The sequence below is a fragment of the Nocardiopsis sp. LOL_012 genome, from assembly GCF_048060475.1.
Taxonomy (GTDB): domain Bacteria; phylum Actinomycetota; class Actinomycetes; order Streptosporangiales; family Streptosporangiaceae; genus Nocardiopsis.
Genome location: NZ_JBHMIV010000005.1, coordinates 172359 through 186216, shown reverse-complemented (window position 1 = coordinate 186216; position 13858 = coordinate 172359). Strand labels below are relative to the sequence as shown.

Here is a 13858-nt window from a genome sequence, read left to right as displayed (position 1 = left end):
CCAGGATCACCGGCTGCACCGACCTGGAGACCCTCCACACCTGGATGCGCCGCGCCGCAACCGTCGACCGCCCCGAGGACCTCTTCGGCTGACCGTCACCCTGACGGCTCCGGGACCGGTCCCGGAGCCGTCGCGCGTGCCGTGCGCGGCACTGCTCAGAGGTGGGTGCGGTGGATGCGCCGCCAGGCGTCGACCCAGCGGCGGCGCTCACTCTCGTCCTCACCGGCGCAGGCGGTGACGAAGGCCATCAGGAACACGTAGCGCGGCAGTCGGTCCCCTTCGAGTACGTCTTGGAAGGTCGCGGCCTTGACCGCGCCGCCGCACAGGTACTCCAGGTCCCGGTAGGACCAGTCCCCCGCCCAGACCAGGTAGCGGCGCATGGTGAACAGGAACTCGGCTGGGGTGGTGGCCTGTGTGGGGTCCGGGCGGCGGTGGTAGCCGTCGCGGTCGCGCACGCGGATGGGGCGCTCGACGACATGCCCCGTGGGCGTGGCGAGCAACTGGTCCAGCCAACCGGTGCCCGCGAGGGATTTCTGGGGGCCGGTCGGTTCGAGGACGTCCGCAGGGCTCACACCGTCTCCTTTCCAGCGGGTGCACTCGGGGACCACGGACTGTACGCACCGCCGGAGGGCCGGGGTGCGCGTACGTGTCAGGGAAGAGGAACCGGGATCAGGGGTGGACGCTGCGGAGCGAAGCCCGACTGATCGGTTACGGAGAAATCTACCGGATGAACACGACACGGAAAAGTGTCCGGCGCTCCGGGGGGTCGAAACGCCGCGAACCTTCCGGACGGAACACGCCGTTCAAGGCCGTCATCGCTGTTCAACGGCCCGAAAAGTACCGAGAAAGCACGATAGAGCGCACAGGCGACGCCGCCTGGAGAATGCGGAAGATCACTCCTTCCGCCTCTCCTGTCAATAGGGGATCAGGAGTTCCTTATACCGAAAAAGATAGATCCAAAATTACGAATTAAAGAAGACCGAAACCAGTTCACGGGGACCAGGCGACCACCGTGGCGTCGTCGTGGGCCTTCCCCCGGGGGTAGTGCCTCCCGTCCGGGTCGGCCCACTCCAGCGCCCGCACCAGGTCCACGAGCGCATTCGGACCCTCCGCTGTGACCAGTACGAACGCCTCCTCCCAGGTACACACGCCGAACACCTCGACCGCCCGAGCCGCCCCGTCCGTCATGGCGGCGAACCGCCCCGGCGGCAGGGTTCCCGTGGCCGCCTCGTCAGCCGCCCTCGGGTCGGCGCCCGCCGTCCAGAACCCCCCGGGCACATTGCGCAAGGTGCGGACCGGAACCGTCCCGCCCTCCGCGGTCAGCCGCCGCCGCAGGTCGTCCAGCCGCGTATCGGCCACCAACCGGACCCCGCCCCCCCGCTCCACCAGCAGCACCGAGTCGGACAGCACCAGATACTCCAGTGTGTCGGCGCTTACCCGTACCGCCACGACCGTGGCCGAAGGGCTCTCCTGACAGGTGAGGTCGCAGGTGTCGGCGTGCAGGGCGGCCACGGCGGTGATCGCCCCGGTCAGGGCCACGCTCAGCGGCAGCCCCGCCTCCATCCCAGCCAGCAGGCGGCCCCCGAGTGCGTGCGTGAACCACGCCACCCCGTGCGAGCAGCCGTTGTCGATCCCCGGCGGAGCGGTCACCCCGTCGAGGACCACCGCGCAGTCGGCGCCCACCGCGGCGAAGTCCTCGTTGGGGTGGTCATCCCGGCCGGGCCGGGAGGCGGTGCGGAAGGGCATGCCCGGATCCTCTCGTCTCGCGCGTACGTCCGTCCCCCCGAACCGTAGAGCGCGCCGTGCGCTCGGCGGCGTCCTCAGCCGCGGCCGCGGCCGTTCACCCCGTCGATCCGAAACAGCGTCGTCGTACCGCTCACCTCGTGGGCCACGGCCAGCACCGGTACGCCCCTGATCGGGGAGTCCTCCGCGTCGATGAAGGCCATGCCCTCCGGGGCGAGGTCGCCGACCTCGCGGGTACCGGGCTCCGCGGAGAAGTCGCGGTTGTTCAGGTACTGCACGAAGGAGGCGTCGCGGGGGTCGGTGATGTCGTAGACCATGATCCCGCCGACGCGCTCCAGTCCGATGAAGGCGTAGGTGCGGCCGTCCACCTCGCCGATGGTGATCGCCTCGGGCTCGGGGCCCTTGTCGTCACTGCGCGAGTCGAAGCCGTTCTCGTCGTTGTTGGCGTTGAAGTGGTCGGGCTCGGCCTCGGCGGTGATCCGCTCGAAGTCCGACCCCGAGTCGAAGAGCCGCTCGCCGTCGGCCGTCCAGATGGAGAAGGACCGGCCGCCGTAGGAGTAGATCTCCTCGTAGCAACTGCCGTCCTCGCGCAGGCCGTCCACGGCGGAGGCGGTCAGTCGGCCCAGGTGGGCGTCATCGAGCAGCTCGTCGACGGTCCCGATGCCCTGCTCGTTGTCGGCCAGGAAGCCCTGGATGCGCGGGGAGTCCTCGCACAGGGGGACGTCCTCGGTCATCGAACCCACGCGGGACTCCTCGGAGAAGCCGTCCCAGTCGCGGGTGTCGCCCTCGTTGGCGGTGACCAGCAGGGTCTGCCCGCGCCACCGGTAGGTGTCGGCGCTGTCGGGCTGGTACATCCCGTACACCGGCCAGTTCTCGATCCGGATCGCGTCGTCCCGGTTGGAGGCGTCGAGGGCGGCCCCCTCCTCCAGGTGGTCCTTGTGGCCGAACGGCACGATGTCGGTGAACTCGGCGTCCCTGACGTCCAGGACCGCGAAGGCGTTGGCCTCCTGGAGCACGACGTAGGCGGTGCGCTCGCCGCCGGCGGCGATGTACTCCGGTTCCAGGTTGCGCGCCACCCGGCCGGGCGTGCCCGGCTCGCCGGTCGACAGGTCCGGGCCGTAGACGCGCACGTCGGGGTGGAGTTCGCGCCCCTCGTCCCAGGCGCCGAAGCCGGCCGTGGACACGTCGTCCTGGGTGAGGTCGGTGACGGAGGAGCGGCGGCGGGGGAGGTCGACCACGCTCACCGAGCCCTCGGGGTCGGCGGAGTAGTCGTCGGCGGGCTCGCCCTCGTTGGCGACCAGCAGGGTGCGGCCCTTGGGGGTAAAGGTCACCATGTCGGGCAGCGCGCCCGCCCGCAGGGCGTTCAGCGCGGTGCCGTCGGTGTCGAAGAGGACCACCCAGCCGGGGGCGGTCTTGTCGGCGGCCTCCACGGCGACGGCGACGAGGCCGTCGTGCACCGCGACGGAGTTGGCGACGGCACCCTCCCCGACGGTCGAGCCGTCGGCGGCGGTCACGCCCACGGGTTCGAGGTCGAACAGCTTGGTCGGCGCCTGCGGGTCGGAAGCGTCCAAGACCTGGACGGCGGCCGCCGCCGCGCTGACGACGAACAGGCGCTGGGTGTCCGGGTCGTGGGCGACGATCTCCGCCGCGGCCTCGTCGAAGAGATCGCTGTGGTGGGTGCCGAGTACGGACAGTTCGATACCGGACGAACGGCCGTGGCCGCGGTCGCCGTCGCGGCCGTGCCCACGGTCCGCCTGGGCGGGGGACGCGGACGCGGCCAGAGCGACGGCGAGGGCGGCCGTCACCGCCGTGGTCTTGCGCATGGTGCTTCCTGGTGGCTCGGGGTCGGGGGATCTCGGACGTGCTCACGTCCGCGCGCAGCCAACCAGAAAGCACCGAATACCGGGTGACGACCGCCCGGACGCTGGGTGAAGGACGTCACCCTCAGGAACGGCGGGCCCGCACCCGCAATGACTCCGACACCCGGACCAGGGCCCGGCAGCGGGCGAACTCCACGGCGGTGAACGGCACGCCCACCCTGCGGACCACGAGGACGCCGCCGTCCGCAGCGGCCAGGGCCATGGTGGTGCCGGACACGTCGTCGGCCTCCATGCCCTCCGGCGGCGCGTCGGCGCGCTCCACGTCCTGGGCCGATGCCAGGGACAGCAGGGCGCCCTCCAGCGTCATGGCCCCCTCCACCAGGGCGGTGACCAGTGCGAGCGTGCGGCTCGTGGTGTCGCTGAGCTCGTGGACGTCGGCGGGGCGCACGATCGCCTCACGCACACCCGTGCCGTGGACCGCCGAGTACAGGTCCTCCTCGTTCAGGTGCGCCGGGGCGTTGACCAGGAACTCGTCGGTGGTCTCCACCCCACCCGGGTGGACGTGCATGTGCCTTATGTCGACCCCGAGGGCGGCGAAGCAGGCGGTGAGCTCGGCCAGCCCGCCGGGGACGTCGGCGAGGGTGACGCGCACGCTCCACAGCCGATCCCCGGACTCGGGTGCGCGGAGCCGCGGCGCGCCCGGCGGCCCCAGGCCGACCGCGCGGGCGCGCTTCTTGGCCCCGCTGCGGTGCCGGTGCCAGCGGTGCAGCGCGGTGGCGGCCACGAGGAGCGCCCCCATGGCGATCAGGAGCTGGACACCGTGGTCACTGTGCCCCAGGGAGAGCACGAGCACGTGCGCGGCCCCGGCGGCGAGGAGGAGTACGCCCAGGTCGAGCGCCTCGCGGCTGAGGAAGCCGGGGCGCGTGTGGTCATCGGATGCGTGGTTGCCTTCGACATCGTCCATACCGTTCACGGTGCCCGCCGCGCGTTGCGACGGTTCGTCACTCTGTGAAGTCCAGGTAACGACTCTGCGTGAGAAGAGTCACGGAATGCCTTACGCCGTCGGGCCCGGAGCACCTAACCCCGGCCGGCGAACGGCATCTCCCGTGCCATGACGGTCACCGTCGGCACGGACACGTCGGCGGGCAGGGACACGATGTGGGCGATCGTGGACGCCACGTGCTCCGGGTCGATCACCGCCTCGGACCTGCGGGAGCCGTCGGCCTGGAGGGCCCCTCCCCCGGCGCCGAGCCCCGCCACCATCTCGGTGGCGGCGTTGCCCACGTCGATCTGCGTGCAGGCGATCCCGTGGCCGCGCAGGTCGAGGTTCATGGAAGCGGTCAGCCCGGAGACAGCGTGCTTGCTGACCGTGTAGGCGACGCTGTCGGGGCGCGGCACGTGCGCCGACACCGACCCGTTGTTGATGATCCGGCCGCCCCGGGGCGTCTGCTCCTTCATGAGCCAGGCGGCCTCCCGGGCACAGTACATCGACCCGCTGACGTTGGTGGCGACGACCTCGGCCCAGTCCTCGTCGGTGATCGTGTCCACGGCCGCGGCGGGGCCGAACACCCCGGCGTTGTTGACCAGGACGTCCACCCTGCCGAACCGCTCCCGGACGGTGTCGAAGAGCGCGCGCACCGAGTCGGGAGAAGCCACGTCGGTCTCGGCGACCACCGCTCGGGGGTGCCCGTCGGCGGTACCCTCCAGGGTCACCCTGGTCCGTCCCGCCAGGACGACGGAGTAGCCGTCGGCGAGCAGCCGAACGGCGGTGGCGCGGCCCAGACCGGACCCGGCCCCCGTCACGACCACGACCCCGCGGCCCTCGGTGTCGGTCGGCGTCATCGTTTCCCCTTCCCCGCCGGGACTGTGCTAGCGTCTGCCACTCACGGCGACCCGGACCTGTGCGAGACCAGGGACGTGCCCACCTTCCACAAGCACGATCCCGATCCGCCAGGGAGTGTACGCCTGTGCGCGTCTATCCCGCGGTGTTCGCCCTGGGGCTGCGCCGCTATTCCGCCTACCGCGCCGCCACGTTCGCGGGGCTGCTCACCAACTGCGTCTTCGGCGCCATCAACGCGCTGGTGCTCCTCGCACTGTTCGCGGTACGTCCGGAGATCAACGGCTACGACTCCGGCGACGCCGTCACCCAGGTCTTCGTCGCCCAGGCGCTCATCGCCGCGGTCGCCGTCATGGGTCCGCCGCTGGACCTGGACGAACGCGTCCGCAGTGGAGCCGTCGCCACCGACCTGTTGCGCCCGGTGTCCCTCACCGCGTGGTGGCTGTTCGACGACCTCGGCCGCGCCGCGTTCCAACTTCTCTTCCGGTCCGTGCCCACCTTCTGTGTCGGGGCGGTCCTGTTCGATCTCCGGCTGCCCGACGGCGCCCTGCGCTGGACCGCCGTCCTGGCCTCGTTCGCGCTGGCCGTCGTCGTCTCGTTCGGACTGCGCTACCTGTACGCGCTGTCGGGCTTCTGGCTCCTGGACACCCGTGGCGTGTGGGCGGTGGCCGGGCTGCTGGGCCCGGTGGCCGCGGGGATGCTGCTGCCCCTGCCGCTGTTCCCGGCCGCCGTCGGCGAGGTGCTGCGGCTGCTGCCGTGGGCGTCGACGGTCCAGGTCCCCGCCGATGTGCTGCTCGGCAAGGACACCCTGCCCGGCGGTGGTGTGCCCGGCGGGCTGGCGGTCCAGGCGGCCTGGGCCGTCGTTCTGCTCGCCCTCGGTGCCTGGACGGCCACGCGCGCGACACGCCGGGTGGTGGTCCAGGGTGGCTGAGACCCATGCCCCGGCCCCGGAGCGCCTGTCGTGGACCCTGCGGACCTACGTGCGCCTCGCGTGGACGTGGTGCCGGGCACTGGCCCAGTACCCGGCCTCCCTGCTCCTGTTGACCGGCATGGTCGTGCTGGCGTCGGCCGCGGAGATGGGCGCGGTGGCCGTCGTGTTCGGGCACGCGGGCACGCTGGTCGGTTTCACCGTCTGGGAGGGGCTGCTGGTCTACGCGCTGGCCGCGACGGCGTTCGGCTGCGCCGACCTGCTCATGGGATCGGTGGAGAGGCTCGGGCAGCACATCCGGACGGGTTCCTTCGACGCGATGCTGGTGCGCCCGGTGTCACCGCTGGTCCAACTGGCCACCGACGGGTTCTCACCGAGACGGTTCGGCAAGGTCCTCCCCTCCCTGGCGGTGCTGGCCGTCTCCCTCACGGTGTGCGACATCGACTGGACCCCCTCCCGCGCCCTCATGCTGCCGGTGCTGCTGGTCTCCTCGATCACCCTCTGCTGCGCCGTGTGGGTGACCGCCTCGTGTACGCAGTTCGTGGCCACCGACGCCCGTGAGGCCGCCAACTCCCTCACCTACGGCGGGCAGGCCCTGACCGAGTATCCCCTGGCCCTGTACGGGCGCGACATCGTGCGGGCGGTGACGTTCGCGATCCCGCTCGCCTTCGTGAGCTGGCAGCCCGCCCTGTACCTGCTCGGCCGGTCCGACCCCACGGGGCTGTCCGACGCGCTGCGGTGGGCCGCGCCCGCCGTCGCCGCCCTGTCGTGCGTCCTGGCCACCGCGGCGTGGCGGTCCGGACTGCGCCGCTACCGATCCACCGGGAGTTGACCCATGTCCCCAGAACACGCACCCGTCGTCGAGGCCGTCGGCCTGGGCCGGGACTTCACGGTCCGGGAGGGCCCCTTCCTGCGCCGCCGGAGGCGCACCGTCAGCGCCGTCCGAGACGTGGACCTGACCGTGCACCCCGGCGAGATCGTGGGGTACCTGGGGCCCAACGGCGCGGGCAAGAGCTCCACGATGAAGATGCTCACCGGCATCCTCACCCCGACCTCGGGCCGGGTGCGGGTGACCGGACTGGACCCCTCGCGCGAGCGCACGCGGCTGGCCTCCCGGATCGGAGTGGTGTTCGGCCAGCGCACCAGCCTGTGGTGGGACCTGCCGCTCCGGGACAGCCTGGCGCTGACCCGGCACCTGTACCGGGTCCCGGCCGACGATCACGCGCGCCGCCTCGCCGAACTCACCGGGGTGCTGGAACTGGGCCCGTTCCTGTCCACACCCGTGCGCCAGCTCAGTCTGGGCCAGCGCATGCGCGGGGACCTGGCGGCGGCGCTGCTGCACGGCCCCCGGCTGCTTGTGCTGGACGAGCCGACCATCGGGCTGGACGTGGTGAGCAAGTCGACGATCCGTGAGTTCCTCCTGCGGCTCAACGAGCGGGAGGGGACGACGATCCTGCTCACCACGCACGACCTCGGCGACGTGGAGCGGCTGTGCGAGCGGGTGGTGGTGGTCGACCGGGGCGGGATCGCCTACGACGGCGGGCTCGACGGCCTGCGCGCGAGTGTGCCGGTGCCCCGCGTCCTGGTGGTCGACCTGGCCGCCCCGGCGCCACCGATCGAGGTTCCGGGCGGGCACTGCACCCGGGTGGAGGGGCCCCGGCAGTGGCTGGAGCTGTCGGCCAACCCGGCGCGGGTGATCTCGGAGGTCGCCGGAGCCCACGAGGTCGTGGACCTGACCCTGCGCGAACCCGATATCGAGAGCGTGGTGGCGGCCCTGTACCGGAGCGGGTCGCCCTCGGCGGTGTAGGCACGGCCCCGGGCGCGCCCATGCACGGGCGGGCGGCATGATGGCGGGCATGGGAATGTGGCTGGGGATCGTGTTCGCGCTGCTGTCGTGCGCGGCGTACACGGCAGCGGCGGTGGCGCAGCGCCGGCTCGCGGTCGCGGTGCGCGCCCCGCTCACCGACCGCCACCGCGTCGCCGAACTGCTATGGCACCCCCTGTGGTGGGTTTCGCTGGTGTTCAACGGTGGGCGTGCGGGGTTCCAGGTGGGGGCGGTCTCCTTCGCGCCGCTCACCGTGATCCAGCCGCTCGGCGTCCTGGTCCTGGTGTTCGGCATCCCCTGGTCGGCGCGGCTCGACGGCCGGCGGGTGACCCGTGAGGAGTGGCGCGGCGCGGCGTTCACCATGGTGGCGCTGGGCGTCCTGCTCGCGGTGACGGTCACCAACGGCGGCGGGGGGACCATGGACACCGCCGACTCCTTGCTGGTGGGGGCGGGGACCACGGCCGCGCTGGCGGTGACCGCGTGGATCGCCGGGCGGCTCCCGTCGGCGTCCTGGCGCAGCTACCTGCTCTCCGGTGCGGCGGGGGTGGCCTTCGGGGTGTCCTCCGCCACGGTCAAGACCGCCGTCGCCGTCATCGCCGCGACCGGTGCCGCGGGGCTGGTGCACCCGGCTGCGCTGGCCACCCCGGTGATCGCGGTGTTCGGGCTCTTCCTGGCACAGGCCGCCTACCAGGGCATGGAGTTGGGGGCACCGCTGGGCATCACCACGTTCACCAACCCGGTGGCGGCGTCCGTGGTCGGGGTGGCGTTCATGGGCGAGTCCTACACGGGTGGCTGGGCGGGCGCGGCGGTGGCCGTGGTGTGCGCGGTCCTGGCCGGGTACGGCATCCGGCTGCTCACGGTGCCCCGCGACGGTGAGTCGGCCGCGGCGGTGTCACCGCTCCCCTGATGAAGGTTTCCTCATGTGGGCTTCACGTGGGCCCCCGCTGTGGACCGCCATGCTCGTTCCCATGAGATCACCCGTATTCTTCCTGGTAGGTGCCGTACTCGCCGCGACCCTGATCGGAGGCGGTGTGTTCGCGTGGGCGTCGCAGGGGTCCGAGCCCCAGGCCCGGGTGCCCGAGGAGGTGACCCTCGGGGAGTCCTCGGCCGAGCCGACCGCCCGGACACCCGACGCGAACGTCGTGGTGCCGCCCCCTCCGGTCACCGATGCCGCTTCCGCCCCACCGTGCGTCGACGACGATGACGACGACTCGGATGACGGGCCGGACGACGACGATGACGACGATGACGACGACTGCGACGGCCTGGACGACGACGGAGACGACGATGACGACTGACGCCTTCTCCGGTCCGCACCAACCGGAGCAGAGCACGGTCGACCCCTCGTCCCGGGACACGTCGGTCCTGCCCACGGTGGTCATGGACGGTCCACCGCCTGAACCGCGCCAGCACAGGCGCGTCCCTGCCCGGCTCGTCATCACGGGGTGGGTCCTCGCCCTGATGTCCGCCGTCCTAGTCCTGGTCAACGGCCTCACCTGGAGCGCGCTCGCCGAGAGCGCCCGGGACGAGACCGACCGCGCCCTCACCCAGGAAATCGCCGAACTCCAGGAGTTCGCGCAGGTCGGCCGGGATCCGGACACCGGGGCACCCTTCACCGACGTGCACACCCTCATCACGGTCCACCTGGAACGGCAGTACCCCGCCCGGGAGGAGATCCTCTTCGGCTGGGTGGACCCGCCCCCGACTGGGCCGGGCAGCCCTTCTTCGGCGGCGACCGAGGGGCGCATCCGGCAGGGACCCGAACCCCTCTACGACGTGTCCGCCGACCCGGAGCTGGTCGGCGCGATCCTCGACTCACCGGACGCACGCGGCACCCTCGACACCCCGGCCGGGGCGCTGGCGTGGGAGAAGATCCTCGTCCACCCTCCCGGGGAGGGTTCCGACGGGTGGTTCGTCATCGGATACTTCACGGAACCGGGCGGCTCCGAGGTCGCCGCCACCGTGCGGACGGTCGCCCTGGTCAGCCTGGTCGGCCTGCTGATGGCGGGCACCGCGGCGTGGTGGGTGGCGGGCCGTGTCCTGGCCCCCGTGCGCCTCGTCCGCCAGGCCGCCGCGCACATCACCGAGGAGGATCTCACCCGGCGTATCGAGGTGTCCGGGAAGGACGACGTGGCGGCCCTGGCCGAGCAGTTCAACCACATGCTGGACCGTCTGGAGGGTGCCTTCCTGGACCAGCGCCGTTTCCTGGACGACGCCGGGCACGAGCTGCGCACACCCATCACCATCGTCCGCGGCCACCTCGAACTCATGGGCGACGACCCGGAGGAGCGCCGCGAGGTGGTCCGCCTGGTCACCGACGAACTGGATCGGATGGCGCGGATCGTGGAGGACCTGCTGCTGCTCGCCAAGGCACGGCGGCCCGACTTCCTCCAACCCGAGGAGGTGTCGTTGGCCGAGCTGACCAGCGACATCGACGCCAAGGCGCGCCGCCTCGGCGATCGGGACTGGCGGTTGGAGGCGGTGGCCGAGGACACCGCCCGGCTCGACCCCCAGCGCGTCACCCAGGCGGTCGTGCAGTTGGCCGCCAACGCCGTCCGGCACACCGAACCCGGGTCCACCGTCCGGATCGGTTCCACCGTGAGCGGCTCCGACGTGCTGATCTGGGTCGCCGACCGGGGGCCGGGCATCCCGCCCGAGGACCAGGGCCGGATCTTCGAGCGCTTCGCGCGCGGCGGCCCTGCCGGCTCGGACCGGGGCGCCGGGCTCGGGCTGGCCATCGTCCGCGCCATCGCCGAGGCCCACCACGGCCGCGTGGACCTGCGGTCGGTGCCGGGGCGAGGCTCCACCTTCACCCTCGTCGTCCCCCTCGGAAGGGAGAACACGTGAGCCGGATCCTGATCGTCGAGGACGAGGAGCGGATCGCCTCCTTCGTGTGCAAGGGCCTGGCCGCCAGCGGGTTCGCGACCACCGTGGTCGGCACCGGTACTGAGGCGGTCGACTACGCCGTCACCGGTGGGTTCGACCTCATGCTGCTGGACCTGGGGCTGCCGGACACCGACGGGTTCGACGTCCTGCGGCGGGTCCGGGCGCTGGGCGTCGACGTCCCCGTGGTCATCCTGACCGCGCGCGACGGCGTGCGCGACACGGTGACGGGCCTGGAGACCGGTGCGGACGACTACGTCACCAAACCGTTCCGGTTCGAGGAGCTGCTCGCGCGGGTGCGGCTGCGCATGCGCCCGGAGCGGGCGGTGGAGACGACGGTGCTGCGGGCGGCCGGGCTCGCCCTGGACCTGCGTACGCGGCGGGTGGACGTGGCGGGCACGGCCACCGACCTCACGGCCCGCGAGTTCGCCTTGCTGGAGCTGTTGATGCGCCACCCGGGGCAGGTGCTCAGCCGTCAGCAGATGCTGTCGCACGTGTGGGGCTACGACCACGATCCCGGGTCCAATGTCGTGGACGTGTTCGTGCGGGCGCTGCGCCGCAAGGTGGGGGCGGACCGGATCACGACGGTGCGCGGCATGGGGTACCGGCTGCTGGAGTGACGCCCGCGTCTTCATGAAGGCCCCCTCATGTGGCGCTCACGGCGGCGTCACGGTCGGCCGGAAGGGTGGGGACCATGTTCTGGTTCGCTCTGGCGGTCGACCTGGCCGCAATCATCCTGCTGTCCTACTGCCTCTACTTCCGACGCCACGGCCGCCGCGACCTCCTGCTGGCCTACCTCGCTCTGAACACCGGCATCTTCGCGGTCGTCTCAGTGCTGACCCAGCGGGAGATCGGCCTGGCGGTCGGGTTCGGGCTCTTCGGGGTCCTGGCCATCCTCCGCCTGCGGTCGGACACCATCGGCCAGGGCGAGATCGGCTACTACTTCACCGCGATCGCCCTCGGCCTGGTGAACGCGGTCGCCGCGTCAGCGCCGTGGACACTGCTCGGGATCAACGCGCTCCTGCTCGGGGTGATGTTCGTGGCCGACCACCCGAGACTGCTGGCCCGGCGTGAGCGGCGCCTGGTCACCCTGGACGTGGTACACGAGGACCCGGTGTCGCTGCGCCAGGACCTGGAGACGCGGCTGCGCGGCGGTGTGGAGCACGTGGAGGTCGCCGAGGTGGACTACGTGCGCGACCTGATGGTCGTCGACGTCCGGTTCCGTGCGGCCCCGCCCGAACCGGCCTTCTCCCCGTCGCGGCGGGGCGGCGCGACGGCCCGGACGGGCCGACGGTGAGCGCGCCGCTGCCCGGCCTGGACGGGCTGGCACCGATGCCGCTGGCGGAAGTGAACGAACGCGCCCGCCTGGTGTCCCGGATCTGCCGTACCTACCTCGTACCGGTGGAACTGGTGCCGGTCGTGTTCGCGGGGGCCGCGGCCTCCTTCGGGGTGCTGACCATCGGTGGCCGGAACTCGTTCCGCTACTCCTCCACCTACATGGACACCCCGGACCTGCGGACCTTCCACGACCACCGCCGGCGCCGGAGACGGCGGTTCAAGGTGCGGGTGCGCTCCTACGCGGACACCGGGGCCCGGATGTGCGAGGTCAAGACCAAGGACGGCCGGGGCGGCACCGACAAGACGCGGATCGACCACACCGGACCGCAGGACCTCCTGGTCCCGGAGAGCCGGGCGTTCGTCGAGCGGACCCTGCGCCGGTACGGGCTGGAGCCGCCTGGGGACCTGCTGCCCGGCACGGTCACCGACTACCACAGGACGACCCTGGTCGCCCTCGACGGAGGCGAACGCGTGACCCTGGACACCGGCCTGGTGGGGATCCGCGGGGACCGGACGGTGCGGATGCGCCCGGACGTGGTCCTGGTGGAGGTCAAGACACACGGGGGCCGCACCCCGACCGAGCGGCGGCTCCACGAGTTCGGGGTGCGTGCCACGGGGTTCAGCAAGTACACCGCTCTGACGGCCGCGCTCGAACCGGGGCTCCCGGGCAACCGGTGGCATCGCTCCATGCGGTACTGCCTGGACCGGGCCCCGGACGTCGCGGCTCCGCGCGTGACGACGCCGAGCGGCCCGGGCGCGCCGGCTGCACCCGGGCCAAGGGTGACGGTGGGTGTTTCACGTGAAACATCCACTCACCCAGGGTGAGACTCCCGGAGCCGGTCCGGCCCCAGTAGGCCGTCGAGCACCTCCAGGGCCGAGGTCCGCAACTCCTCCTCGTCCGGTGGGGCGGCGGACCCCGCGCCGACCAGTGAGTAGAAGAGCACGCCCTCCATCCAGGACAGGAGCGCGCGCGTGTGCCGTTCCGGTTCCGGGGACCCGAGGTGGTCGGCCAGCACCGTCCGTACCGCCGTCCGCAGCCGCTCCCCGGACCGGTCGTAGACCTCCCGGAGGCCGGGGCTGCGTCCCGCCTCCAACGCGAGTTCGAGGCGGGCCAGTGTCCTGCGCCGCCCCCCGGTGAGCGCCTCGTACAGGAAGCGCGCCATGACCCGGGCGACCCCGGGCCGGTCCACGGGCCCCGGCCCCAGGGACCGCAGTCCCAGGCCCTCCTCCTGGTCGACCAGCCAGACCAGTGCGGCCTCCACGAGCCGCAGCCGTGTCCGCGCGTGGTAGGAGGTCGATCCCGGCGGGAGCCCGGCGGCCTCGTCCACCGCCCGGTGGGTCAGGCCGCGCAACCCCCGTTCGGCGATCAGGTCCAGCGCGGTGGCGGCGATCAGGTCGCGCCGTGTGCTCGGGTTCGGCATGGTCCCCCCTCAAACCACTTCCTCTACTCCTGTAGAGTAGTTGCTCTACAGGAGTAGAGGAAA

General features: G+C 72.1%; 15 protein-coding genes. 9 read left to right on the top strand and 6 right to left on the bottom strand.

Annotated features, from left to right (window positions below):
• Positions 1-155 precede the first annotated feature (155 nt).
• The 5 genes from ACFHWE_RS05335 to ACFHWE_RS05315 all read right to left on the bottom strand — a co-directional run bounded on the left by ACFHWE_RS05335 (position 156) and on the right by ACFHWE_RS05315 (position 5405).
• A complete protein-coding gene (locus ACFHWE_RS05335) occupies positions 156-572 on the bottom strand; it encodes a hypothetical protein (RefSeq protein WP_416599465.1) in 417 nt (138 codons plus the stop codon).
• Between the two features lie 418 nt (positions 573-990).
• A complete protein-coding gene (locus tag ACFHWE_RS05330) occupies positions 991-1746 on the bottom strand; it encodes a protein phosphatase 2C domain-containing protein (RefSeq protein ID WP_416599464.1) in 756 nt (251 codons plus the stop codon).
• A 74-nt stretch (positions 1747-1820) separates the two neighbouring features.
• A complete protein-coding gene (locus ACFHWE_RS05325; RefSeq protein WP_416599463.1) occupies positions 1821-3566 on the bottom strand; it encodes a choice-of-anchor I family protein in 1746 nt (581 codons plus the stop codon).
• Between the two features lie 121 nt (positions 3567-3687).
• Positions 3688-4527: an ACT domain-containing protein gene (locus tag ACFHWE_RS05320; RefSeq protein ID WP_416599462.1), complete on the bottom strand. Its 840-nt coding sequence runs from the start codon at positions 4525-4527 to the stop codon at positions 3688-3690.
• A gap of 113 nt (positions 4528-4640) precedes the next feature.
• On the bottom strand, positions 4641-5405 hold the full coding sequence (locus tag ACFHWE_RS05315; protein ID WP_416599461.1) for an SDR family oxidoreductase: 765 nt from the start codon (positions 5403-5405) through the stop codon (positions 4641-4643).
• Between the two features lie 125 nt (positions 5406-5530).
• Between ACFHWE_RS05315 and ACFHWE_RS05310 the strand changes: the two genes are divergently transcribed.
• From ACFHWE_RS05310 to ACFHWE_RS05270, 9 genes are all read left to right on the top strand, one after another.
• Positions 5531-6331: an ABC transporter permease gene (locus ACFHWE_RS05310; protein WP_416599460.1), complete on the top strand. Its 801-nt coding sequence runs from the start codon at positions 5531-5533 to the stop codon at positions 6329-6331.
• Positions 6324-7160 (top strand): ABC transporter permease, encoded by an 837-nt coding sequence (locus ACFHWE_RS05305; RefSeq protein ID WP_416599459.1) that lies wholly within the window; start codon positions 6324-6326, stop codon positions 7158-7160. The genes ACFHWE_RS05310 and ACFHWE_RS05305 overlap by 8 nt, the downstream gene beginning before the upstream one ends.
• 3 nt (positions 7161-7163) lie before the next feature.
• Positions 7164-8135 carry an ABC transporter ATP-binding protein gene (locus tag ACFHWE_RS05300; protein ID WP_416599458.1) on the top strand — a complete coding sequence of 324 codons (972 nt, stop codon included), beginning with the start codon at positions 7164-7166 and terminating at the stop codon, positions 8133-8135.
• A gap of 55 nt (positions 8136-8190) precedes the next feature.
• Positions 8191-9060 carry a DMT family transporter gene (locus ACFHWE_RS05295; protein ID WP_416599476.1) on the top strand — a complete coding sequence of 290 codons (870 nt, stop codon included), beginning with the start codon at positions 8191-8193 and terminating at the stop codon, positions 9058-9060.
• 61 nt (positions 9061-9121) lie between these two features.
• Positions 9122-9451 (top strand): hypothetical protein, encoded by a 330-nt coding sequence (locus ACFHWE_RS05290; protein ID WP_416599457.1) that lies wholly within the window; start codon positions 9122-9124, stop codon positions 9449-9451.
• Positions 9441-11000: a sensor histidine kinase gene (locus tag ACFHWE_RS05285; RefSeq protein ID WP_416599456.1), complete on the top strand. Its 1560-nt coding sequence runs from the start codon at positions 9441-9443 to the stop codon at positions 10998-11000. Before ACFHWE_RS05290 ends, ACFHWE_RS05285 begins: the two co-directional genes overlap by 11 nt.
• The gene (locus tag ACFHWE_RS05280) at positions 10997-11656 is read left to right on the top strand and encodes a response regulator transcription factor (protein ID WP_416599455.1); all 660 of its coding nucleotides are present in this window, start codon (positions 10997-10999) and stop codon (positions 11654-11656) included. The genes ACFHWE_RS05285 and ACFHWE_RS05280 overlap by 4 nt, the downstream gene beginning before the upstream one ends.
• Positions 11657-11730: 74 nt before the next feature.
• Positions 11731-12333 carry a DUF4956 domain-containing protein gene (locus tag ACFHWE_RS05275; protein WP_416599454.1) on the top strand — a complete coding sequence of 201 codons (603 nt, stop codon included), beginning with the start codon at positions 11731-11733 and terminating at the stop codon, positions 12331-12333.
• Complete coding sequence (locus ACFHWE_RS05270) at positions 12330-13199, top strand: VTC domain-containing protein (RefSeq protein ID WP_416599453.1); 870 nt, start codon at positions 12330-12332, stop codon at positions 13197-13199. Before ACFHWE_RS05275 ends, ACFHWE_RS05270 begins: the two co-directional genes overlap by 4 nt.
• On the opposite strand, the gene ACFHWE_RS05265 is transcribed toward ACFHWE_RS05270, so the two are convergent.
• Positions 13187-13795 carry a TetR/AcrR family transcriptional regulator gene (locus tag ACFHWE_RS05265; protein ID WP_416599452.1) on the bottom strand — a complete coding sequence of 203 codons (609 nt, stop codon included), beginning with the start codon at positions 13793-13795 and terminating at the stop codon, positions 13187-13189. The genes ACFHWE_RS05270 and ACFHWE_RS05265 overlap by 13 nt on opposite strands.
• Positions 13796-13858: the final 63 nt, after the last annotated feature.

Bases quoted from the DNA above. Each gene is read 5' to 3' on its own strand.
- ACFHWE_RS05330 (WP_416599464.1), bottom strand. From the start codon at position 1,746: ATGCCCTTCCGCACCGCCTCCCGGCCCGGCCGGGATGACCACCCCAAC.
- ACFHWE_RS05325 (WP_416599463.1), bottom strand. From the start codon at position 3,566: ATGCGCAAGACCACGGCGGTGACGGCCGCCCTCGCCGTCGCTCTGGCC.
- ACFHWE_RS05320 (WP_416599462.1), bottom strand. From the start codon at position 4,527: ATGGACGATGTCGAAGGCAACCACGCATCCGATGACCACACGCGCCCC.
- ACFHWE_RS05315 (WP_416599461.1), bottom strand. From the start codon at position 5,405: ATGACGCCGACCGACACCGAGGGCCGCGGGGTCGTGGTCGTGACGGGG.
- ACFHWE_RS05300 (WP_416599458.1), top strand. From the start codon at position 7,164: ATGTCCCCAGAACACGCACCCGTCGTCGAGGCCGTCGGCCTGGGCCGG.
- ACFHWE_RS05295 (WP_416599476.1), top strand. From the start codon at position 8,191: ATGTGGCTGGGGATCGTGTTCGCGCTGCTGTCGTGCGCGGCGTACACG.
- ACFHWE_RS05290 (WP_416599457.1), top strand. From the start codon at position 9,122: ATGAGATCACCCGTATTCTTCCTGGTAGGTGCCGTACTCGCCGCGACC.
- ACFHWE_RS05285 (WP_416599456.1), top strand. From the start codon at position 9,441: ATGACGACTGACGCCTTCTCCGGTCCGCACCAACCGGAGCAGAGCACG.
- ACFHWE_RS05275 (WP_416599454.1), top strand. From the start codon at position 11,731: ATGTTCTGGTTCGCTCTGGCGGTCGACCTGGCCGCAATCATCCTGCTG.
- ACFHWE_RS05265 (WP_416599452.1), bottom strand. From the start codon at position 13,795: ATGCCGAACCCGAGCACACGGCGCGACCTGATCGCCGCCACCGCGCTG.